This is a genomic window from Citrobacter sp. Cpo040, from assembly GCF_030332915.1.
In the GTDB taxonomy this organism is placed as follows: Bacteria; Pseudomonadota; Gammaproteobacteria; order Enterobacterales; family Enterobacteriaceae; genus Citrobacter; species Citrobacter portucalensis.
In genome coordinates this window covers 618,648-639,200 of record NZ_JAOWGX010000034.1, presented here as the reverse complement: position 1 = coordinate 639,200, position 20,553 = coordinate 618,648, and the positions used below count along the sequence as shown (strand labels likewise).

General features: G+C 52.8%; 17 protein-coding genes. 10 read left to right on the top strand and 7 right to left on the bottom strand.

Annotated elements, in window-relative coordinates; genetic code table 11:
- Nucleotides 1-86 precede the first annotated feature (86 nt).
- Nucleotides 87-260, top strand: a complete 174-nt coding sequence (locus OGX86_RS07830) for a GhoT/OrtT family toxin (protein ID WP_003020198.1) — start codon at nucleotides 87-89, stop codon at nucleotides 258-260.
- Nucleotides 261-279: 19 nt separating this feature from the next.
- Here OGX86_RS07830 and OGX86_RS07825 read toward each other — a convergent pair whose 3' ends face one another.
- From OGX86_RS07825 to OGX86_RS07815, 3 genes are read right to left on the bottom strand one after another with little or no spacing between them, the layout of a single operon-like run.
- Nucleotides 280-2,442 carry a virulence factor SrfC family protein gene (locus OGX86_RS07825; protein ID WP_286639753.1) on the bottom strand — a complete coding sequence of 721 codons (2,163 nt, stop codon included), beginning with the start codon at nucleotides 2,440-2,442 and terminating at the stop codon, nucleotides 280-282.
- Nucleotides 2,439-5,420 carry a virulence factor SrfB gene (locus tag OGX86_RS07820; protein ID WP_286639751.1) on the bottom strand — a complete coding sequence of 994 codons (2,982 nt, stop codon included), beginning with the start codon at nucleotides 5,418-5,420 and terminating at the stop codon, nucleotides 2,439-2,441. The genes OGX86_RS07825 and OGX86_RS07820 overlap by 4 nt, the downstream gene beginning before the upstream one ends.
- Before the next feature lie 4 nt (nucleotides 5,421-5,424).
- Complete coding sequence (locus OGX86_RS07815) at nucleotides 5,425-6,732, bottom strand: SrfA family protein (RefSeq protein ID WP_286639749.1); 1,308 nt, start codon at nucleotides 6,730-6,732, stop codon at nucleotides 5,425-5,427.
- 282 nt (nucleotides 6,733-7,014) lie between these two features.
- Between OGX86_RS07815 and OGX86_RS07810 the strand changes: the two genes are divergently transcribed.
- Both OGX86_RS07810 and OGX86_RS07805 read left to right on the top strand, forming a co-directional pair.
- Complete coding sequence (locus OGX86_RS07810; RefSeq protein WP_136391899.1) at nucleotides 7,015-8,613, top strand: ABC transporter substrate-binding protein; 1,599 nt, start codon at nucleotides 7,015-7,017, stop codon at nucleotides 8,611-8,613.
- Nucleotides 8,614-8,630: 17 nt separating this feature from the next.
- A complete protein-coding gene (locus OGX86_RS07805) occupies nucleotides 8,631-8,864 on the top strand; it encodes a YdcY family protein (RefSeq protein WP_003020183.1) in 234 nt (77 codons plus the stop codon).
- A gap of 64 nt (nucleotides 8,865-8,928) precedes the next feature.
- Here OGX86_RS07805 and OGX86_RS07800 read toward each other — a convergent pair whose 3' ends face one another.
- Both OGX86_RS07800 and OGX86_RS07795 read right to left on the bottom strand, forming a co-directional pair.
- Nucleotides 8,929-9,378: a DMT family transporter gene (locus tag OGX86_RS07800; protein WP_286562371.1), complete on the bottom strand. Its 450-nt coding sequence runs from the start codon at nucleotides 9,376-9,378 to the stop codon at nucleotides 8,929-8,931.
- Nucleotides 9,375-9,893 (bottom strand): GNAT family N-acetyltransferase, encoded by a 519-nt coding sequence (locus OGX86_RS07795; protein ID WP_048235335.1) that lies wholly within the window; start codon nucleotides 9,891-9,893, stop codon nucleotides 9,375-9,377. Before OGX86_RS07795 ends, OGX86_RS07800 begins: the two co-directional genes overlap by 4 nt.
- A gap of 37 nt (nucleotides 9,894-9,930) precedes the next feature.
- On the opposite strand from OGX86_RS07795, the gene OGX86_RS07790 reads away from it, so the two are divergent.
- The 4 genes from OGX86_RS07790 to OGX86_RS07775 all read left to right on the top strand — a co-directional run bounded on the left by OGX86_RS07790 (nucleotide 9,931) and on the right by OGX86_RS07775 (nucleotide 13,271).
- On the top strand, nucleotides 9,931-10,506 hold the full coding sequence (locus OGX86_RS07790) for a helix-turn-helix domain-containing protein (protein ID WP_048214159.1): 576 nt from the start codon (nucleotides 9,931-9,933) through the stop codon (nucleotides 10,504-10,506).
- A gap of 58 nt (nucleotides 10,507-10,564) precedes the next feature.
- Nucleotides 10,565-11,599 (top strand): NADPH-dependent curcumin/dihydrocurcumin reductase, encoded by a 1,035-nt coding sequence (gene curA / locus OGX86_RS07785; RefSeq protein ID WP_048214160.1) that lies wholly within the window; start codon nucleotides 10,565-10,567, stop codon nucleotides 11,597-11,599.
- 252 nt (nucleotides 11,600-11,851) lie between these two features.
- A complete protein-coding gene (yncE, locus tag OGX86_RS07780; RefSeq protein ID WP_286639747.1) occupies nucleotides 11,852-12,913 on the top strand; it encodes a 7-bladed beta-propeller protein YncE in 1,062 nt (353 codons plus the stop codon).
- 136 nt (nucleotides 12,914-13,049) lie between these two features.
- Nucleotides 13,050-13,271 (top strand): YgdI/YgdR family lipoprotein, encoded by a 222-nt coding sequence (locus OGX86_RS07775; protein ID WP_003020157.1) that lies wholly within the window; start codon nucleotides 13,050-13,052, stop codon nucleotides 13,269-13,271.
- Nucleotides 13,272-13,312: 41 nt separating this feature from the next.
- Here the strand turns inward: OGX86_RS07775 and ansP are convergent, their stop codons facing one another.
- Together ansP and OGX86_RS07765 are read right to left on the bottom strand one after the other, a co-directional pair.
- Complete coding sequence (gene ansP, locus OGX86_RS07770) at nucleotides 13,313-14,755, bottom strand: L-asparagine permease (RefSeq protein WP_003833088.1); 1,443 nt, start codon at nucleotides 14,753-14,755, stop codon at nucleotides 13,313-13,315.
- A 279-nt stretch (nucleotides 14,756-15,034) separates the two neighbouring features.
- Complete coding sequence (locus OGX86_RS07765; RefSeq protein WP_286639745.1) at nucleotides 15,035-16,576, bottom strand: methyl-accepting chemotaxis protein; 1,542 nt, start codon at nucleotides 16,574-16,576, stop codon at nucleotides 15,035-15,037.
- A 514-nt stretch (nucleotides 16,577-17,090) separates the two neighbouring features.
- On the opposite strand from OGX86_RS07765, the gene OGX86_RS07760 reads away from it, so the two are divergent.
- Genes OGX86_RS07760 through OGX86_RS22820 form a run of 3 tightly spaced genes read left to right on the top strand, consistent with a single transcriptional unit; the run spans nucleotide 17,091 to nucleotide 20,549 of the window.
- Nucleotides 17,091-18,089 carry an LLM class flavin-dependent oxidoreductase gene (locus OGX86_RS07760; protein ID WP_286639743.1) on the top strand — a complete coding sequence of 333 codons (999 nt, stop codon included), beginning with the start codon at nucleotides 17,091-17,093 and terminating at the stop codon, nucleotides 18,087-18,089.
- The gene (locus OGX86_RS07755; protein ID WP_168978251.1) at nucleotides 18,089-19,210 is read left to right on the top strand and encodes an amidohydrolase; all 1,122 of its coding nucleotides are present in this window, start codon (nucleotides 18,089-18,091) and stop codon (nucleotides 19,208-19,210) included. The genes OGX86_RS07760 and OGX86_RS07755 overlap by 1 nt, the downstream gene beginning before the upstream one ends.
- A gap of 25 nt (nucleotides 19,211-19,235) precedes the next feature.
- Nucleotides 19,236-20,549: an LLM class flavin-dependent oxidoreductase gene (locus OGX86_RS22820; protein WP_168978252.1), complete on the top strand. Its 1,314-nt coding sequence runs from the start codon at nucleotides 19,236-19,238 to the stop codon at nucleotides 20,547-20,549.
- Nucleotides 20,550-20,553 lie beyond the last annotated feature (4 nt).

Here is a 20,553-nt window from a genome sequence, read left to right as displayed (position 1 = left end):
TTCTTAAATTAATTAATAAAACTTGATGTGAGTCATGAAAAAGAGCATATTGCGCGCGATTTTCCCTTCTGGCCAGGATGCCTTAAATGTCCCTATACCAAAAAATGTTGGTTTTTTATGCGGTGATGGCCGTCATCACGGCAATCATCACCTGGTTTCTTTCCCGCGATAAAAAGCGGATCCGCTTTCTTAGCGCGGTATTAGTCGGGGCGACCTGGCCGATGAGTTTTCCCGTTGCGCTGATGTTTTCTCTTTTCTGATGACGGCGTATTCGCCGTTTCAGGAGAAAAGCAGGGCATCTAATCGTTTTTTGTCGGTTTCAGAGACATCCTGTGGGTGCTGATATCCCGCATTCTCATTCGCACGGGTGTACAAGGCAACCAGCCAGTCGTAAACGTAACGGCTTGCACCATGCGAGGGTTGTTCATCCAGCTTCGTCAGGCGTAGCATCGGCGATTGCTTCGGCGCGCTAAAAATAGCCGTTCCTTTTTGGATCCTGCTGGCAGGGCGCTGTTCCTCAGCAACGTCGGCAAATCCAAGCCAGGTAATAAAATCACCAATATCGGCGTGTAACTGCGCGGCACAGACATTTTCGCGCTGCATAATGCGCTGTAAGCGTTGTGGCATCTCCAGGCGATAGCTGGTGGTGACGAGAATGTCGGCAACCTGCCTTAACGTACGGGGATCGAGTCGTAAACGGCGGGCATTATTTTCATCGCGACACCACTGGCGCACGTGGTTAATCCACATTTTGTGTGCCTGATATCCGGTCTCCTGACTTTCCGGCGAGTGTAGTGTGTCACGCACCTCGGCAAACAGGTCAATCTCTTCATTAAATAAACCGCTTACCTGCTCCTCGCGCGGTTGCTGAATACGCAGCAGCGACTCAAAAATGCGCATCGGCGGGAGCAAACCATCCAGCAGTTCGCCATGTTTTGCCGCTTGCGCCTGTAACTGGCGGATCACCGATTCGTGGCTATCCGATTCAGCTTGAGCGGGATTAATCCAGCTTATCAGAGTTTCGCGGATGCGCTGTTGATGCTGCTCGCGTAGAGAAGTCAACCTGGCCTGGCGCTGCTGTGGTGAGGTTGCCTGAGTCAGCCATTCGACAAGACGTTGTAAGCTATGTTTATCCAGCGCCTGCAACGTGCCCCAATGCAGCCCGGGCTTGCCCATTAATTGCTGCACGGATTCATCAAGGTTTTGCTGGGTACTAAAACGCGCATCCTGCGGGGTAATGGCCCAAACCACGCCCGGTAATGCGGCATCATGAACAGGTTGGGTATCGTTGACCCAGCCCAACAGCTTGCGGGTGATGGCGGGTGTCTGGGCGCGGGCAGAGACCGCGTTGCAGATTAAGAGCACATCCGGTTGCAGGTGCTGGCGATAATGTTCCAGCATCCAGCCTAATTTTGCCTGCCACAGTGGATGAGGATGAGCATCCGGGGCGAGGGGAATATCGAGCAGATCGACATTCTCCAGCACCGCGTCTTCAACCGTCAGGACCAGCTCGCGCGTGAGCAGCGCCAGTGACGACAAAGAAAGGCTGACCGCATTGAGCAACTGATGATTTTCAATCGGATGAACCACCACATCGCTTTGCGCCTCATTATTGCCGGTCAATGCCACCTGGGTCAGGAAACTTTCGGCCGGTAAACCAAAATGATCAACCAGCAGGCTCAGCGGGGCCGCTAATTCTTGCGCGTGTCCGGTTTGTTGCAACGTGTGCGCCAGCGCCAGCCACTGCTGCGTCAGCTCTGGTTGTTCTCCCCACAGTAACGCCCAGGCGTTTGCCCGGGTAGTCAGGTCCAGTGCGGGCAGCAACGTGGCAAACTGATACCATAGCGCATCGTCAATTTGCTGCTGGTTTGCCGGTACGCAGGAGCGCCAGAAACGACCAATTGCCGCAACATCATGTGCGGTAATGCCCGGCACCGGGTGACGCTGACGCAGCGTTTGCCATTTTTCCAGGCGGGCCTCAATAATCGATTTCTCGACCTGTCGGTTGTCCGGGAGCGCGCTGAACTGGGCGATAAATAGCTGTACCAGTTCGGCTTCACTGAGTAACCGCAGACGCAACGGCCATTCGCTATCATGCGGATTTTCATCGCGCGTAAAACGGATCGCCATATTGGTTGGTGCATGGCCCGGATTAATATGCGAGAAATAATCAAAGCTGCGATCCGGGGTAACAATATTCACTTTGCCAGTGGCATTGCAGCACAATGCCGCCAGCAGATGTGCTTTTGCCGATTGTGAGTGTCCGTATAACCCTATACATCCTTGCGATGAAAAGGTCGTCTTCAGCGCAGATTCACTCACTGCGGCTAGCGTAAGCTGTGCCAGCAGGGCATCCGCTTCATCATCAAGACGCGCCGCACGTTGACGGGTATCTACCACCCACTCGATGGCGGCCTGCGCGGTATTTAACATCTTACTCATTTCAGGTACACGCTCCCGCTATCAATCCAGTAATGGCTTCCGCTATGGCGACGGTCTGCCAGCGTATTCAGTTTTAACGTTAAGGCATTGGCGGCAACGGGGGTGCCATCCTGTAACCAGGCATCACTCAGGATGAAGAATTCCGGGCCACTTTCTTTGCTGCCGCCGCGTAGCTGCAGCCGAACATTCAACACGCCATCTCCGGCGATAGTTTTTGCCAGTTCGGCAGAGTTTATGCTGAGCGTATACAGCGGCGTGGCAGGCCAGCGGCTGTTTGCCAGTTGCCGGAATCCTAACGTCACGTTGCCACGTAACGGGAAATGCAACCGGGCATCCAGCTTCGCCCCAGGTTTATCCAGATCAATATCGTGATACCAGATGTTCTCATCGCGCAGGGTATTGACCGTATTATCCAGCACACCGAGAAAGCGTACGGTCGAGTAAGCGCCGATATCGGCAGCTTTAAAGTTAAATCGTGGCAAACGCAAATCCAGCGCCAGGCTGCACAGCATAGCGCCTACAGCAGCGGTGGATTTAGGATTACCAATTCGCCCTTGCTGGCTGAACGGATACCACTCATGCACGCGGTAGTTATCCATCCAGATCATACGATTAACCGGAACAGGTTGCAGATGGCGGATCAACGCCTGTACACCCGGTAAACAGGCGGGCCTGCCGGTCACTAATAAAATATCGCAGCGATAGTGTGAAATGGCCTCACAAACCGCGTGCAGCGGGGAAGTCAGGGTAAATTGACCCGCTAACAGTGCTTCTTGTAACTGCCTGAACTGTACCTGTAACGGCACGCTCAGAACATCAAACGCTGGCGACCCTGCTGGCAACGCATGGTCGATAGCCTGTTGGATGTAGTTCATCACGTTGCGCGTGGGTTGTTGACTCAGGAGTTCGCCAAAGGTGGCATGTAGCCCGGCGACCGGATCGTTAATATCGCTTTGTTCCCAGGCAGAGAGGACCACATGACCAAGCGGCATAAAGAGCTGCAACGCCGTTTGTTGACGCAAAATCGCCTGGGTGTCAATGCGCCCGGAATCGCCAAACAGCGTGGCCAGCAATGCGGCGGCGTCGGTCACGCCAGCCTGTTGTAAGCGGGTTTGCAGCGCAGGCAACACGCAGCGCTGAATCACGTCCAGCAGCATGTCATCGCCCGCAACTTTAAAACCTTCACGGAACAGCAGATGCGGGGTAATTTTGACATTCGCGCCAACGCCGTCATCAAGCTGGTAATGAACGACAGCCATATCCGTTGTCCCGCCGCCAATATCGATCGATGCCACGCGCAGTGCTCGACCTTTAGTCTCACCAGGCTCCGGCAAACGGTCCGGGCGGGCAAGGGCGTTAAAGAACGATTCGGTGTGGCCATCGTAGTGTGAGATAGCCTCGTTATACAGCCACACCAGTTGCCCGCAGCTGGCTTCATCCCATTCCATCTGAATTTCAGGTACGGGAACCACACTTTTTTCCTGCTGCTTACGGGTGGTGAAGTCTTCATCCTGCGGGTGCCAGCCCATCGCTTTCCAGACCAGGGCAATAGCTTCAAACATGCGCAGGCGGAAAATCTCGCGCTCCTGTTTGGGCATCGCCGACGGTAGGGTCAGGATCAGCGTCCGCAACTGACGAGGAGACGCCGGGAATCCGAGGCGCAAACGCGTCGCTACGCTGTTAATTTGCCCCAGCGCCTGGGCCAGTATTTCGCACAGCATATGCGTCATCAGCGTGCTGCGGCTGTATTGTGGTGAGAACACTGGTAGACGATCGTCCTGCGGCAGGCTGAACAGCGGTTGCCCGTCATCGTTCATCAGGTTCATCAGCGGGAAGGCGGTAGCCAGCGGTTCGCGCTGGGTTTTGCCATTCATCTGGCTAAAGCGCCAGTCATGTAACACCGGCGTTTCATCCCACAGATAGCGGCGCGGGCTTGAGATCCCACTGTTGCCCTCGGTGCCCATACGCTGCATCGCCAGCTTACGGGCTTCATCACCCACACGCACAATCGACGGCCAGATAAAGGCGTCATCACGTCCGCTCTCAACGGAAAAGTGCTGCTTACCAAAGCGCGCTTCGGAAAACTCCAGCCGACTGGTGAATAGCGGATCGTTGAGGAACTGCGGCTCGCTTAACGAACGGACCTGCAATTCAGCGGTCTGACGCAGCCCGTCATTGGCATCCCCGTGATCTTCAATCAGGACACCACAGGTATGGGTATTACCGATATCCAAAATAAGATCGACGGGAATGGCGGGGGTGCTAAGGGTGTGCGTAACCAGTTTCACTTCCGGGACGGAAAGCTGCTCACCTAACAGGGTCAGCACATTCAGCCAGTGCGCCTGGTATTCAAAGTTACGCAGCGCCTGCTGGATCTCTTGTTCTGAGCGGTTCTCATGTTGGGTGACATGGTGCATAAAAGATTCGCGCAACCAGCCGTCAATCCAGGTCTGGTCAAGGAAATCAGCAATTTCGTTGTCATGCCAGGCCAGCGCAAACCGTGTACCGTTAAGCAGATCATTTTCGTTGGGGGTTAACGCCGCAGGGGCATTTTCAGTAAGCTGGCTGTCCAGCGCTACGGTAACACGGTGGGTGTTGCCCGCGCTGTCCGGCTGCGGCAGCTTTCGCACCTGCACGCGTGCCCAGTTATCCGGACCTTCAACAAACGTACGCGGCGGGTTAAAGCGCAAAAACGGCAGCGGCAGCCAGACGCCGTCGAGCACGTCCAGCGAATAGTGCAGCGTCTGAGTACTTTCCGGCTTCACCACTTCGGGTTGCGCGCCGGTGCTGCCCGGTAGGGTATAGCGTCCTGACGTCAGATCGAAATCTAGTCTCAGTAGCGGACCGTTTGCCGTTTTGCGCACAAAGCGTCCATGGTGCGCAGATTCCTGCGGCGTGAGGCCGAAATCCAGAAATTGCACACCGCTATTGGCGATGAGCGTCACGCTCTGTTTGTAATCACACAGATTCACCAACATAAAATCAGGCACCTATCTTTTTGATCGTCAGAGGGATTTCCGCGTGATCGTCATAACGCGCGGTACAGGCGGCGACGTCATTGGTTCCCGCTTTGCAGGTAATTTCAGGCATCGGATAACGTGAACCGTCGGTACAGCGGGCATTGCCACGACTCTTAATCATTAATTCACCCGACTGGTGCAAACCGGAGAAAATCTCGGCACGACAAACAATATTGTCACCATGAACCACGCGCGCAGTGCCTTTATTGGCCTGAATCTGATAGCGCAGCGACGGCGCTTTGCCGCTCACCGGATCTTTAACATCGACCATGACGCGCCAGTTACCGTTGAGAAAACGTGTCGTTCCTGCCTTCATCTGGTTGGCATCCATCACCAGCGCATCTTTTGGAATTGCGGCGATCACCACCGGTCCTTCGATAGGTTTCTCTTTCTTCGCAGTTGGGGTCACTTCAGCACGATGCAGGGGCAGTGCAGATGTCAGTGCTGGCAGCGGTGCCATATCAACCTTAGCGACTTCAATAGCGGCTACTGCGGGTACGGGCTGGGTGGTCTGTTGCTTCCACAGCAGTGGCCCAACGATGGCTGCAATAATCACTGCGGCAACGGGGAGGCTCCACAGCGGCAGGCGGCGTATGGGCTTCTCCTGTACCGGCGACGCAGTGACTTCAGGTTCGTTAACAATAACCGGGGGTTGAGGTTCAGGTTCAGCTGGTTTTGGCTGATCAACGACCGGCGTCAGTAAGGGGACATCGGCCTCGGCAAAGGTAATTTCCGGTGCGGTTTCTTCTTCCTGTTCTGGCTCTGCTACGGTAACCACAGGAGGGACATCGGCAATGCGCAGGCAGTCGAGCACATCGTCGCGGGGATTTTCATTCAAATTGACGAAGCCCCAGAACGTAATAACGGGTTTGCCATCAACCAGAAACACGTGATTTTCACCGGGAAACTGGATGGCTTTTTCGAGCAGCGAGCCAAACAGCTGTAGGGAGGTTTTCCCCGATTGCAGGCTTTTACGGCTCAGGGTCGCCGCATTTTCCAGCGTGCTCCCCAGATAGCGCAGCGCACGAAAACGTGCTTCTTCATCAGCGGCTTTCCACGCCACGGCTTTCCCTTCTATCGGGGAATACCAGTCAACCCGATCGCCGTTGTCGTTAATTTGTGGGATCGCCAGACAATCCACCATCGCCTGCTGTTTACGCAGACGAAGCGTTTCACGAATTTGCAATGCTGAATCAAACACGGCCTGACCACCGCCGCCCACGGCCTGATAGTCATCCAAATTGCCGCTGCGCAAGAGAGTTTTTGCCACGTTGTTACCCCTTAGACTTCTTCACGTATCTACTTTACGTTTTATAAAAACGAGCAAACGGCGAAAGAGAGGCAAAAAGGGGCTAATTTTCATGGCATAGAGTGCCGGGAAAAATCTTGACGTTTTGAAAAAGACTTAAGGGAAATTAATTCGCTTGGAGTGATGAATTATTCAGCGAAATACACCGGATTAGAATAACCTGATAGTGATTTGTTATTGGTCAGTTTTTGTCAGCTATGCTCTGATATCCCTGTTAATAATAAAATAAGAAGGCTTATAACCATGATTGCAAGGAAAACGTTACTCGCGCTGGCTCTCAGCGCTGTCTTACCGTCAGGCGCTGCGTTCGCGGCCAATACTGACACCATCATCTATTGCTCTGAAGCATCTCCGGAGTCATTTAACCCGCAAATCGCCAGTTCAGGTCCTTCATTTGTGGCCAGTTCACAGGTGCTCTACAACCGACTCATCAACTTTGATCCGATAAAGAATACCCCGATACCGTCTCTGGCAACGGACTGGACGATTTCCCCGGACGGTAAAACTTACACGTTTACCCTGCGTCAGGGCGTGAAATTCAACAGTAATAAATTCTTTAAACCGACCCGCGACTTCAACGCTGATGACGTGATTTTCTCGGTATTACGGCAGAAAGATGCCGATCATCCGTATCACAAGGTTTCTCAGGGAAGCTACGAATACTTTAACGATGTTGGTCTGGATAAACTGATTAAAGAAGTGAAGAAGGTCGATGATTATCACGTTCAGTTTGTCCTCAATGAACCTAATGCTGCGTTTCTTGCCGACTGGGGTATGGATTTTGCCTCCATCCTTTCTGCGGAATATGCCGACGCGATGCTGAAAAAAGGCACCCCGGAAAACGTCGATAACTGGCCGATTGGCACAGGTCCTTATGTGTTGCAACAGTACAAGCAGGACTCGCAAATCCGCTATCTTGCCAACCCTAACTACTGGGATGGCGCCGTTCCAACGAAGCACCTGATCTTCTCAATCACGCCAAACGTCCAGACGCGGCTGGCAAAACTGCAAACCAATGAGTGCCAGATAATCCCGGCGCCAGCCCCCGTACAGTTTGACGAGATTAAAAAGAATAAAGATTTGACGCTGCATTCGGTTGAAGCGCTGAACGTAGGATATCTGGCGTTTAATACCGAGAAAAAACCGTTTGATAACGTACTGGTGCGTCAGGCGCTAAACTACGCGACCGATAAAAAGGCCATTATTAACGCCGTCTTTTTAGGTTCCGGTACGGTGGCAAAATCGCCGATTCCGCCGAATATGATGGGCTTCAATAAAGATCTGCAGGATTACGCTTACGACCCGCAAAAGGCAAAAGATCTGCTGAAGCAGGCGGGGCTGGAAAACGGCTTTGAAGCGACGCTGTGGTCAATGCCGGTTCAGCGCCCTTACAACCCGAACTCCCGACGGATTGCTGAGATGATCCAGAGCGACTGGGCAAAGGTGGGCGTGAAGGCGAAAATTGTGTCGTACGAGTGGGGGGAATATCTCTCCGGAATGCGTAAAGGTGAGCATGACACCGCGTTGTTTGGCTGGATGTCAGACAACGGCGATCCGGATAACTTCGCCGATGTGCTGCTGGGCTGCGACAGCATAAAAACCGGATCTAACGCCGCGCGCTGGTGCGATAAAGAGTATAATTCGTTGGTTCAAAAGGCGAAGCTGGTGAGTAAACCGGAAGAGCGCGCCGCGCTTTACCAGCAATCGCAAGAGATTTTCTACCAGCAGGCTCCGTGGATAGCTCTGGCAAACGGTAAAACGTTCTACGCTACGCGCAGCAACGTCAGCGGATACAGCGTCAGCCTGATGGGCAGTGATTTTTCAAAAGCAAAATTAAATTAATGAGTTAAGGAGAGGTTATGTCGCATCTGGATGAGGTCAGCGCACGTGTTGATGCCGCCATTGAAGAGAGCGTCATTACGCATATGAATGAATTGCTGATTGAGCTCAGCGATGATGTCGCGTTGAGCCGGGAAGACCGCTATACCCAGCAACAGCGTTTGCGTACGGCTATCGCACATCATGGCCGTCAGCATAAAGAAGATATGGAAGCCCGTCGCGAACAGTTGACCAAAGGCGGCACAATCCTCTGATATTTCCCTTATCCGACCTACAGGCACGTTCTGTAGGTCTGATAAGCGAAGCGCCATCAGGCAATTAAAATGAACGTCTCGCCACCAGCCACGCCCCGATGACCAACAGCACCGCGCCACAGACCGGACCTACCAACGCCCGCAGCGGCACGCCGTGACTACGTAGAATATCCAGCACCAGTCCGCCGATTAACTGGCTAGCCACCAGCACCGCGATAGTGGTAGCGGCCCCCACATTTTGGTACCCACTGATACTGGCAAAAACAAAGAACGATCCAAGCAATCCGGGGATGAGCGTCCACCAGCGCACGCTGGAAACCAGTTCTCCAAATCCCGCAGCTCCTTGCTTAAACCACAGTATGCTGACAAACAGCACAATCCCGACCAGCGAGTTAAGCAACATGGCGATTAGGATCGTCGAGGACGTCTGGGTGATGCGTATCATCAAGGTATTTTGCACCACCAGACCAATACCTGCGGCAATCAGAAAGGAGAGGGTCAGCGTCTGGTTCATCTACGGGCATCCGGATCGCGGCGATCGTCTAACTGTAACTGCATGAAGGTCAGATCCAGCCAACGGCCAAACTTGGTGCCAACCTGCGGCATTTGCGCGGTGGTTTTAAAACCCAGCAAGCTGTGCAGATGCAGTGATGCCTGATTCTGAGACTCAATACCTGCCACCATCACATGCTTGCCGCATGCGCGGGCTTCGTCTATCAGTCTGCTGAGCAGTGCCCGTCCTAGCCCTTTTCCCTGATGTTCAGGATGAACATACACCGAATGTTCAACGGTATGACGGAAGCCATCAAAGTTACGCCAGTCGCCAAAGGAGGCGTATCCTGTAACAACGCCATTCTCTTCACTCACCAGCACCGGATACCCCATCAATTGGCGGGCTTCATACCAGGAAATACGGTTTTCGGCATCGACCGTTTGATCGTTCCAGATAGCCGCCGTATGCAGTACCGCATGGTTGTAGATTTCTGCAATGGCGGCGCAGTCTTCTTTGCTGGCAAATCGAATTGACATGTTGAACCTCAGGGCTTGTTCACTATAGTATTACAATATGAATACTATTGAAGACAGCATAAATCAACGGATCAGTGCAAGAATTCGCATCGAGCGGGAATCTCGCGGTTGGTCACTCACGGAACTTGCCGAGCGCGCGGGTGTGTCGCGGGCCATGATCCATAAAATAGAACGCGGCGAGAGTAGTCCAACGGCTACGCTGCTGGGCAGGCTTTCCGGCGCGTTTGGCATTAGCATGTCTACCCTGATTGCGCGGGCTGAAATGCAGGAGGGCAAGCTCCTGCGCTTCGTCGATCAGCCTGTTTGGCACGATCCACAAAGTCACTATCTGCGCCGCCATGTTTCACCGCGCAGCGATCTGCCTATCGATCTGGTGCAGATCGAATTACCCGCCGGAAGTGATATCCCGATGCCAGCCTCTTCCTATGTGCAGGCCAGACAACTTATCTGGTTACAGCAGGGAGAATTAGTCTTTGTCGAAGGGGACGTACGCCATGAAATGCAGGCAGGTGATTGCCTGGAACTTGGCCCGCCGAATGACTGTCGGTTTATCAATGAAGCCGCGCAACCCTGCGTTTACCTGGTTGTGCGGTTAAATCACGTCGTCAGCTAAATAGCAGGAACGGGCTGCTACTATTGATGGATTCATGCCAAAAGCAGAGGAACACATCATGGGTCAACAGACTAATCGTAACCGTCGTTGGGTACTGGCTTCCCGTCCACATGGCGCGCCAGTCCCAGAGAACTTCCGTCTTGAAGAAGATGAAGTCGCAACACCGGGCGAAGGCCAGATGTTGTTGCGCACCGTTTATCTTTCCCTTGATCCCTACATGCGTGGCCGCATGAGCGATGAGCCATCTTACTCACCACCAGTAGAGATTGGTGGTGTTATGGTGGGGGGTACCGTAAGTCGCGTGGTGTCATCCCACCATCCGGACTACCAGCCAGGCGAATGGGTATTGAGCTACAGCGGTTGGCAGGACTATGACATCTCCGACGGCAACGGGCTGGTGAAGCTTGGCGATCATCCCGAGCATCCCTCCTGGGCGCTGGGAGTTATGGGTATGCCGGGGTTTACCGCTTATATGGGCCTGCTGGATATCGGTCAGCCAAAAGCCGGGGAAACGCTGGTGGTAGCTGCCGCAACCGGGCCGGTTGGCGCAACGGTCGGGCAGATCGGTAAGCTTAAGGGTTGTCGGGTGATCGGTGTGGCGGGTGGGGCAGAGAAATGCCGACATGCCACCGAGGTCTTGGGTTTTGATGTCTGTCTCGATCACCACGCACAAGATTTTGCGCAACAACTGGCAAAAGCCTGCCCGCAGGGTATTGATATTTATTACGAAAACGTCGGTGGAAAAGTATTTGATGCTGTCCTGCCGTTACTCAACACCTCAGCACGCATCCCGCTTTGTGGCCTGGTCAGCGGTTATAACGCAACGTCGCTTCCGGCCGGACCTGACAGATTACCGCTGTTAATGGCAACGCTGCTGAAAAAGCGTATCCGCATGCAGGGTTTTATCATTGGTCAGGATTATGGACACCGTATTCATGAGTTTCAGCGGGAGATGGGGCGCTGGGTTAAAGAGGGCAAAATCCACTACCGCGAGCAGGTGACCGACGGTCTGGAAAATGCGCCACAAACCTTTATCGGTCTGCTGACCGGCAAAAACTTCGGCAAGGTAGTGATTCGTCTTGCTGAGGATTGATGCGTAAAGGTGGAAGACGGTGAATGCCTGTAACCAGGCCTGCTTCGTACAAAATGTAGGCCTGGTAAAATGCCAATGTCGTTATCTGGTATTCATGGAGAAAATAAGAAGGTTACTACCCGAAAGCGAATAAACACTCCACATTGAGATAAATAATGATTACTATTCTCATTCTTAAAAAGGCAGAACCATGATTTTGCTCATTGAAGCTATGTGAAGCAGTAACAAACGAATTTATCAAAGGGAGTCGTCATGTCTTTACGTCATCTGTTTTCGCCGCGTCTGCGTGGTTCTTTACTGTTAGGTTCACTGCTCGTTGCATCATCTTTTACTACGCAGGCTGCAGAAGAACTGCTGCGCAAAGCCGTCGGCAAAGGCGCCTATGAAATGGCGTACAGCCAGCAAGAGAACGCGCTGTGGCTGGCGACCTCACAGAGCCGCAAACTGGATACCGGCGGGGTGGTTTATCGTCTTGACCCGGTCACCCTCGAAGTGACCCAGGTGATTCATAACGATCTCAAACCATTTGGTGCCACCATCAACAACGCCACGCAAACGCTGTGGTTCGGCAACACGGTAAACAGCGCGGTTACGGCGATGGATGCCAAAACCGGTGCGGTGAAAGGACGTCTGGTGCTGGATGCGCGTAAACGTTCTGAAGACGTTCGCCCGCTGCAGCCGCGTGAGCTGGTCGCCGATGATGCCACCAACACGGTATACATTAGCGGTATTGGTAAAGAGAGCGTGATTTGGGTGGTGGACGGTGAGACGATCAAGCTGAAGGACACCATCCAGAATACCGGCAAAATGAGCACCGCTCTGGCTGTCGACAGCAAGGCTAAACGCCTGTACACCGCCAATGCCGACGGTGAATTCATTACCATTGACGCCGCCACTAACAAAATTCTCAGCCGCAAAAAACTGCTGGATGACGGGAAAGAGCATTTCTTTATCAACCTGAGCGTGGACACCGCGGGCAACCGCGCCTTTGTCACCGACTCTAAAGCGGCGGAAGTGCTGGTCATCGACACCCGTAATGGTAACGTACTGGCAAAAGTCGCTGCGCCGGAATCCCTGGCCGTGCTGTTTAACCCAGTGCGTAACGAAGCCTACGTGACCCATCGTCAGGCCGGAAAAGTGAGCGTGATCGACGCGAAAAGCTATAAAGTCGTTAAAACGTTCGAGACCCCAACATTCCCGAACAGCCTGGCGCTCTTTGCCGATGGTAAGACCCTGTATGTCAGCGTGAAACAGAAGTCTACCCGCGAGCAGGAAGCCACCCAGCCGGACGATGTTATTCGTATTGCGCTGTAAATAACGGGAGGGGGAAACCCCTCCTGTCATTTCTCTAAACCCCACGATACGCCTCGTTACACCCCGCCAGTAGCCCGACCCACTTCAGGGACTTACACTACGCCCTCAACGGCTAACTGAATAACACGGGAATACCATGAAAAAGCCATTTATCTGTCTGTGTGCAGGCGTAATGCTGTTTACCCTGGCAGGGTGTACCACCGATTACGTCATGACGACCAAAAGTGGACAAACCATCACCACCCAGGGTAAACCAAAACTGGATAAAGACACGGGAATGACCAGCTATACCGATCAGGATGGGAATGCGCGGGAAATTAACAGTAACGACGTAGCGCAGTTGATTGAAGCGAACTAAAAAAGAAGGCCTGAAGGGGTAACCTGTCAGGCCTTTTGCCGTTATGGCGCGGTGCGGTGGATTTCCGCGACGCGTTTACGCACGCCGAACCAGCCTGCAACCAGCAGGATGGCAATCAACGGTAATGACGCGATGGTGTAGGTGCCGTTTGGATAGTCAAACGCCATCAGCACCAGCACGCTCAGCAAGAACAGCAGCGTGAGCCACGAGGTAAACGGTGCGCCCGGCAGCTTAAAACTGACGTCAGCCGTTTTACCTTCTTTTATGGCCCGGCGCAGACGCATCTGACAGACCATGATAAATCCCCACGATGCAATAATGCCCAACGACGCGAAGTTCAACACGATCTCAAACACCTGCGACGGTACCAGATAGTTCAGAAATACCCCAACAACATACACCACCAGCGTGGCGAGGATCCCCGCCCAGGGTACCTGCTGACGGCTCATTTTAGCCATGAATTTAGGCGCCGATCCGCCCATCGACATGGAACGTAAAATACGCCCGGTGCAGTACAGCCCAGAGTTAAGGCTGGAAAGCGCCGCGGTGAGCACCACAATATTCATGATACTGCCGATATACGGCACGCCCAGTTTGGAGAAGAAGGTAACAAACGGGCTTTGCCCCGCCTGATAGGCATTCCACGGCAGTAACAGAACCAGCAGCACGACAGAACCCACATAGAACAGACCAATACGCCAGATAACGCTATTGATCGCTTTTGGCACCATGGTTTGCGGATCTTTGCATTCTCCAGCAGCGGTGCCCACCAGTTCAATGGAGGCAAACGCAAAAACTACCCCCTGAACCAGTACCAGCGCCGGCAGCAGACCATGTGGGAAGAATCCACCGTTGTCGGTGATCAGGTGAAAACCGGTGGCGTTACCATCCAGCGGCTTTCCAGTACCTAAAAAGACGGTACCCACCACCAGGAAAATCACAATCGCCAGCACTTTGACCAGCGCAAACCAAAACTCCATCTCCGCGAACCACTTCACGCCGATCATGTTCATGGTGCCAACAATGGCCAGCGCGCCGAGGGCGAACACCCACTGCGGTACATCACCAAATGCGCCCCAGTAATGCATATACAACGCCACCGCGGTGATATCGACAATACCGGTCATCGCCCAGTTGATGAAGTACATCCAGCCAGCCACATAGGCGGCTTTCTCACCTAAAAATTCACGGGCGTAGGAGACAAAGCTGCCGCTGGAAGGGCGATGTAAAACCAGTTCACCAAGCGCGCGCAGTATAAAGAACGAAAAAATACCGCACACCAGATAGACCAGCGCCAAAGCAGGACCCGCCATTTGCAAGCGTGCGCCAGCCCCTAAAAACAACCCGGTACCAATTGCGCCGCCAATGGCGATCATTTGTACCTGTCGATTCCCCATCGCTTTGTGATACCCCTCTTCGTGGGCATTCAACCAGCGTCGTTTCGCCGCATGTTGTTCCGCGGCTTGCGTGTTGTTTGTGTTCATTACTTTTCCTGTTGACCTGACAAAAATACAAAATCCTTTTTGCCGCACCAGTTGCGGCGAAAACAGCGTTACCCTTCATTGTGTTACGGGGAAAACTGCCGGCCGAGCATCCTACATTCAATTGTTCGGTTCCGCAAAGCCCCGGCAACAAGAATTCAGCATTTTTGTACAGACAGCACTGGCGCGGTGTGGCCTCGATTCAGCCAATAAAAGAGAAGGGCGTAAATACGTGGATAGGTGTGCGCTTATCGAGACATTCACCCGATAAGCGCTGTAAGGTTATGCTGATATGCCAAAGACCTGAACGGCCTGCTGTAAGCGCGATGAACGTTGAGTCAGATCGGCGGTAGCATCGGTGACACGCTCCACCATCTCAGCGTTATTGTGTGTCATGGTGCCAACGCGTGAAATCGAATCGTTAATCAGATCCAGCGCCTGGGTTTGCTCACGCGTCGCCAGACTAATATCTTTGATCATCATCGACATCTGTAAGACATCGCCAATCATCCCAGTGAGATGCGTTTCCGTTTGCTCCACCATTTTGACGCCGCTGTTAACGTTAGCGACATTCTTCTCAATCAGCTGTTTGATCTCTTTTGCCGCGGACGCTGAGTGCTGCGCCAGATTACGGACCTCTGCCGCCACAACGGCAAAACCACGCCCGGACTCCCCGGCTCGCGCGGCTTCAACCGCGGCATTGAGCGCCAGAATATTAGTCTGAAAAGCAATGCTGTCGATAACGCCGATGATGTCGACTATCTGCCCGTTGTCACGCGATATCGCCTGCATCATGGCGATAGTTTGTTTCATAATATCGCCGCCTTCTGCCGCATTGGCGCTGGTTTTATCAGCCATGGTCATAGTATGAGCCGCAGTCTCAGCAGTTTGCTGTACCGCGCTACCAATTTCTTCAATGGCGGCAGCGGTTTGTTGCAGGTCGGCGGAGGTTTCTTCTGAACGCTTGTGCAGCGCCGTACCTTCTTTTGATACCCGCTGACTGATGGCGCGAATACCGGATATTTGCGTACTGACATCATCGACCAGGGAATTCAGATTAAGCCCGGACTGATTAACCAGACGCATCAGCATTCCGATCTCATCCACCCGATTTAAATGACAGTTATCAGGTTTTCTCCCGGATACCACTTTCTTCATTTGCGTCAGTAGCGTATTAACTGGCTGACAAATTTGATACTTAAGGTAAATAGCAAGCATCAGAAATAAGAACAATAACCCTCCCGCCTGAATAAATGGATTAACAGGAGTGAAGAGAAATAGCACAGCGAGCAGGGCGATTACCCCTAAAGAATAATTGACGCGCTGGCTAATGCTCAGCCATTTAAACATTGATGCCCATGAAAATATTCCGCGACGAATAAAAACACCTTTAAAAAGACGAAACCCTTTAAGCTGCTGATTATTAATTTTTTGATATAAGCTTTCGCTTTGAGTTATTTCATCGCGCGAAGGAACGGTACGCACCGAGATGTAGCCGGTGAGTTTTTCATTGTGCCAGACCGGCGTAACGTTGGCGCGAACCCAGTAATGGTCGCCATTCTGTCGACGGTTTTTCACCATCCCCGTCCAGCTGTCTCCCTGCTGTAGCGTGTACCACATATCGGCGAACGCCGCGGGAGGCATATCGGGATGGCGAATAATATTATGCGGTTCACCCATTAACTGCTGTTCGTTAAATCCACTGGCATCAATAAACGCGGTGTTGGCGTAGGTAATATGACTTTCTTTATCCGTCGTAGAAAGCAGCGTCGCTTTATCGTTAAGTGCGTGCTCAATTTGTGTAACGGGCATGTTACTTTTCATAGAGGTCCCATGGTGCTATGTATAATCCATACAAAAATCCCCGCAATAAAATCGGGGGATATTAAAATCTGTTTTAAACTGTTTTAATAAGAAACGTGCATTCTCTACTAATCATCAATTCTGTGGAAGTAGTTAAAATAAAAATTTCTATGTAAATCATTCATCCTGCGTCATAAAAGTGAAACAATTAATACAAGCGTATAACGTGACAAGTCGTTTAAACTGACTTAACGTAAATCACGTTAAAAAACCTTTTCGTAAAAAGAAAACTGGCATCAAATGATTTTGATGTTATTACCGTGATGCCAACGACCCTATTATATTTTGTAGGCTATTAATTGCGGGTATTTTTCAGTTAAGCGTTACGACCTGTACTGGGCGATCCAAATTTTAACCCTGGCAGCGACAGGGGTTGTTATCTACTTTTTAGCTGAGCAAATGTGAATTAAATGTTTCAGTATGGCTATTTGATAAATTAATAATAAAGACATGTTAACAAACATAGGCTCGTAACATGTCATATCGCCTGAGTATTCTGGATAAAAGCCCCATCGGGGAAGGTGAAACTGCCGCGACCGCGCTTTCCCGTACGTTGCGCCTGGCGCAACTGGCAGAAGAGTGGGGGTACCATCGTTTCTGGATCGCGGAACACCATAATACGGCACAGCTGGCCAGCCCATCGCCGGAGCTGGTGATCGCCTGGATCCTCGGGCAAACCCAGCATATCCGCGTAGGTTCCGGCGGCGTAATGCTGCAACATTACAGCCCGTACAAAGTGGCGGAAAACTTCAATCTTCTGGCATCGCTGGCTCCTGGACGTGTCGATCTCGGCGTAGGGAAAGCCCCTGGCGGCTTACCGCTGTCGACCCAGGCGTTACAGCATGGGCTGCATCAGGCAGAAAAAGGCAGTTTTGCCGACCAGCTTTCTTTGCTTAACGATTGGCTGGCGCTGAGCGGAACGGAAAGCGGGGAAACGGTATTCCCGACGCCAATTCCACCGATTTCACCGGAAAAGTTTGTACTGGGAGCCAGTGTGCAAAGCGCGCAGTTAGCAGCGCAATCCGACTGGGATTTCATCTTCGCAGCGCACCTCAATGGTGACAAAGCGTTATTGCATAACGTTTTGTCCTTCTGGCAGACCCACAGTGCACGCCCGACGATAGTCGCCGTGCAGGTAATTGTGGCTGACAGTTACGACACCGCTGCGCAACTGGCGGAAAACGTACAAATCTGGGGCGTGGAGCTGGAAGATGGTCAACGTGTCACGGTAGCCAGCGAAGAACAGGCGCTGGCGTTTGCCGCTCAGTCTGGCAGCCCACCACGCAAAATCGCGCGTCGTGAGCAGGCGTTGCTACATGGCACCGCTCAGGAGGTGATGGCAAAGCTGAATGCTCTGCATACGCAATTTGGCATTGACGAGTTCATTATCGACACGCCAGTGGCGCAAGGGCATGCGCGTCTGACATCGCTGCGTTTGTTGGCGCAAGCCCATAACGCCGTGGAGGTGCTCTGATGACTCTCGGCTCAACGCTGATCGACTGGCGTCGTGAACTACATCAGCATCCGGAGCTTTCCCTGCAGGAGGAAGCAACCACGGCGCGCATTCACGCCTGGTTGCACGCTGCGGGCGTCGACATTCTGCCGTTCGAGCTGAAAACCGGTCTGGTCGCGGAAATTGGTCAGGGAGAAGATGTCATCGCGCTGCGGGCGGATATCGACGCGCTACCGATAGAAGAAAGCGCCGACGTTCCGTTTCGCTCCCTCACGCCGGGCGTGATGCATGCCTGCGGGCATGACGTCCATACCAGCGTCATGCTTGGTGCAGCACTGCTGCTAAAACAGCAGGAAATAACCTTACCGGGGCGAGTACGTATTTTGTTTCAGCCAGCTGAAGAGAGTTTCGGCGGCGCAAAAACGTTGATCCGCGCCGGTGCGCTGCAAAACGTAGCGGCTATTTTCGGTATGCACAATGAGCCCGGTTTGCCGGTGGGCGAATTTGCCACACGCGGCGGCGCATTTTATGCCAATGTCGATCGCTTCGTACTGCGCATTAATGGCAAGGGCGCACATGCGGCGCGTCCGCATGAAGGTAAGGATGCCATCCTGCTCGCCAGCCAACTGGTAACGGTGCTGCAAAGCGTTGCCAGTCGCGACGTTAACACGCTGGATTCGGTGGTGCTCAGCGTGACCCGTATTCAGGGAGGAAACACATGGAACGTTCTGCCGGAGTCCGTTGAGCTGGAAGGGACACTCAGAACGCACCGAACCCAGGTACAGCAGCAGGTTAAGGCTCGGGTTAATGACATTGCCGCCGGATTTGCCCACGCCTTTGGCGCACAAATCGACGTAATCTGGCATGCGGGACCAACCGCGTTGGTAAATGATGATCGTTGGGCCGATATTGCCACCGCGGTGGCGAAACAGTCAGGCTATACCACCCACCATGCCGACCTGCATATGGGCGGGGAGGATTTTGCCGTCTACCTGCAAAATACACCTGGCGCATTTGTCAGTATTGGCAGCGCCAGTGAATACGGATTACATCACCCGGGATTTAATCCGGACGAGCGTTTAATTGAACCTGCCGCGCACTACTTTGCGCAGTTAGCAAAAACGGCATTCGCACACCTTTAAGTTTACCTGTTGGGTAGGGGTTATTATGGCTGAAAATCGGCAACTACGGCTCGGCACTATTCTACATGGCGCATCGGGAAATATGTCCGCATGGCGCCATCCGGTGGCTCAGGCTGATGCCAGTATTAATTTTGATTTTGTCAAAGAGACGGCGCTTATTGCGGAAAAAGGGAAGCTGGATTTTATTTTTGTCGCCGATGGTCTGTATATTAATGAAAAATCAATCCCGCACTTTTTAAATCGTTTTGAGCCGCTGACGGTATTATCCGCTCTGGCCAGTATCACCCAGAATCTGGGGCTGGTTGGCACGGTGTCCACATCATACAGCGAGCCGTTTACGACCGCACGGCAGTTCGCTAGCCTGGACCATCTCAGCCAGGGGCGCGCCGGGTGGAACGTGGTTACGTCGCCTCTGGAAGGATCGGCAAAAAACTACTCTCGCGCTCAGCATCCAGAGCATGCCCAGCGTTATCGTATTGCTGATGAATATTTACAGGTAGTGAAAGGACTGTGGGATTCCTGGGAAGACGATGCTTTTACCCGTAACAAAACAAGCGGGGAATTTTTTAATCCGCAAAAAATGCACACGCTTAACCATCATGGAGATTATTTCCAGGTCGCCGGGCCATTAAATATTGGGCGTACACCACAAGGCCGTCCGATTATATTTCAGGCGGGAGCTTCAGCAGATGGCAAGAAATTAGCGGCGCAGCATGCTGATGCCATTTTTACCCATCAGGAGTCGCTGGCAGAGGCTAAAGCGTTCTATCAGGATGTAAAAAGCCAGCTGGAAGTCGCCGGACGACATCCCGATCAACTGCATATATTCCAGGGCGTCAGCGTTATTGTTGGCGACAGCGCAGAAGACGTTGAGCAGCAGTATCAGACTACCGCTGCGCTGGTCTCCGTTACTGACGCGCTGAACTATCTTGGCCGCTACTTTGAACATCATGATTTTGCCCAATATCCGCTGGACGCACCGTTCCCGGATCTGGGCTCTCTCGGACAAAACAGCTTTCGCAGTACGACTGATGAGATCAAACGCAATGCACGCGAGCGTGGTTTAACACTTCGTCAGGTTGCTCTGGAAGCGGCCAGTCCACGTCCGCGTTTCAGCGGCACGCCACAACAGGTTGCCGACGGCCTGCAGCAGTGGTTCGACGAAAAAGCCGCAGACGGTTTTATCATCCAGGGTGGCACGCCGGATACCTTCCCGCGTTTTGTCGAACAGGTTGTCCCTGTGCTTCAGGCGCGCGGCCTGTTCCGCCATGAATATCCCGGTACGACCCTGCGCGCAAGCCTGGGATTAGCGACACCTGCAAATCAATTCACACAATAAGAGA

What these genes read in the sequence shown, in the direction of transcription:
- OGX86_RS07775 (WP_003020157.1), top strand. Translation starts at nt 13,050, where the DNA reads ATGAAAAAGCCATTTATCTGTCTGTGTGCAGGCGTAATGCTGTTTACC.
- OGX86_RS07830 (WP_003020198.1), top strand. Translation starts at nt 87, where the DNA reads ATGTCCCTATACCAAAAAATGTTGGTTTTTTATGCGGTGATGGCCGTC.
- OGX86_RS07810 (WP_136391899.1), top strand. Translation starts at nt 7,015, where the DNA reads ATGATTGCAAGGAAAACGTTACTCGCGCTGGCTCTCAGCGCTGTCTTA.
- OGX86_RS07760 (WP_286639743.1), top strand. Translation starts at nt 17,091, where the DNA reads ATGTCATATCGCCTGAGTATTCTGGATAAAAGCCCCATCGGGGAAGGT.
- curA (WP_048214160.1), top strand. Translation starts at nt 10,565, where the DNA reads ATGGGTCAACAGACTAATCGTAACCGTCGTTGGGTACTGGCTTCCCGT.
- OGX86_RS07820 (WP_286639751.1), bottom strand. Translation starts at nt 5,420, where the DNA reads ATGTTGGTGAATCTGTGTGATTACAAACAGAGCGTGACGCTCATCGCC.
- OGX86_RS07825 (WP_286639753.1), bottom strand. Translation starts at nt 2,442, where the DNA reads ATGAGTAAGATGTTAAATACCGCGCAGGCCGCCATCGAGTGGGTGGTA.
- OGX86_RS07795 (WP_048235335.1), bottom strand. Translation starts at nt 9,893, where the DNA reads ATGTCAATTCGATTTGCCAGCAAAGAAGACTGCGCCGCCATTGCAGAA.
- ansP (WP_003833088.1), bottom strand. Translation starts at nt 14,755, where the DNA reads ATGAACACAAACAACACGCAAGCCGCGGAACAACATGCGGCGAAACGA.
- OGX86_RS07790 (WP_048214159.1), top strand. Translation starts at nt 9,931, where the DNA reads ATGAATACTATTGAAGACAGCATAAATCAACGGATCAGTGCAAGAATT.
- OGX86_RS22820 (WP_168978252.1), top strand. Translation starts at nt 19,236, where the DNA reads ATGGCTGAAAATCGGCAACTACGGCTCGGCACTATTCTACATGGCGCA.
- OGX86_RS07805 (WP_003020183.1), top strand. Translation starts at nt 8,631, where the DNA reads ATGTCGCATCTGGATGAGGTCAGCGCACGTGTTGATGCCGCCATTGAA.
- OGX86_RS07755 (WP_168978251.1), top strand. Translation starts at nt 18,089, where the DNA reads ATGACTCTCGGCTCAACGCTGATCGACTGGCGTCGTGAACTACATCAG.
- OGX86_RS07765 (WP_286639745.1), bottom strand. Translation starts at nt 16,576, where the DNA reads ATGAAAAGTAACATGCCCGTTACACAAATTGAGCACGCACTTAACGAT.
- yncE (WP_286639747.1), top strand. Translation starts at nt 11,852, where the DNA reads ATGTCTTTACGTCATCTGTTTTCGCCGCGTCTGCGTGGTTCTTTACTG.
- OGX86_RS07800 (WP_286562371.1), bottom strand. Translation starts at nt 9,378, where the DNA reads ATGAACCAGACGCTGACCCTCTCCTTTCTGATTGCCGCAGGTATTGGT.